The organism is Microbacterium sp. K35, assembly GCF_004794375.1.
GTDB lineage: Bacteria > Actinomycetota > Actinomycetes > Actinomycetales > Microbacteriaceae > Microbacterium > Microbacterium sufflavum.
This window is the reverse complement of sequence record NZ_SSDM01000216.1, coordinates 1-940: the sequence shown is the minus strand read 5'-3', so window position 1 is coordinate 940 and position 940 is coordinate 1. Positions and strand designations below refer to the sequence as shown.

Annotated in this window: 1 protein-coding gene; it reads right to left on the bottom strand. The window is 74.8% G+C overall.

From position 1 onward, the window contains the following. A partial coding sequence (locus DW299_RS08085; RefSeq protein WP_240745347.1) for a nucleoside/nucleotide kinase family protein occupies positions 1-691 on the bottom strand: 691 nt, incomplete at its 3' end. Positions 692-940: the final 249 nt, after the last annotated feature.

The following is a 940-nucleotide window of genomic DNA, read 5'->3' as shown; positions in this document are numbered from 1 at the left end:
CCCCGGCCGCGAGGGCGATCGGGGCGACCGGGGCGGCGGGTGACGAGAGCCGCACGACGAGGTCGGCGCGCGCGCGGCTCCCCTCGACCACGGCGGCGTTCGCCTCGTCCACGTCGCGCACCCACGCGGTCGCCTCGTCGAGGGGATGGCCGTGGCTGCGACGTCGTGCCACCAGCCGCCGCCGGCGCGTGTCCGGCTCGATGTCGAGGAACCAGCTCTCGTCGAGCAGCTCGCGCACCCGCTCCCATCCGTGTCCGGTGTGCAGGAGGTAGTTGCCCTCGGTGATGATCAGCGGCACGTCGGCGGGGACCGGGATCGCGGAGGCGATCGGCTCCTCCAGCCCGCGGTCGAACGCGGGGGCGTACACGACGCCGTCGGCCGGGGTCCGGAGCCGCCGCAGCAGGGCGAGGTAGCCGTCGACGTCGAAGGTGTCGGGGGCGCCCTTGCGGTCGCGGCGATGGAGGCGCACGAGCTCGGCGTTCGCGAGGTGGAAGCCGTCCATGCCCACGACCACCGCCTGCGGCCCGAGCGCGTCGAGGAGGGCGGCGCTCACCGTCGACTTCCCGGCGCCGGGGGTGCCGGCGATCCCGAGGATGCGGCGGCGGCCGTCGGCGATGAGACGCCGCGCCCGTTCCACGAGGTCGGAGAGCGCGACGTCGGAGTCGGGCGCGGGCGGCGGGGTCTGGATCACGGCTTCGTGGTCTTCCTGTGGTCGACGCGGGGCATCGGAGGGCGAGGGACGATGTGGGCGACTGCGGAGCACGCTACGCTGGCCATGTCACCGGTGTCAAGCGACCCGGGGCACAGGACAACACCCCTCGATGGAGAGAGACGCGCATGACCGAATTCCAGGGCCGCACCATCCTCGTCACCGGCGCCGGCGGCGGCATCGGCGGCGCGACCGTCCGCCACCTCGTCGCGGCCGGGGCCGACGTGCTCG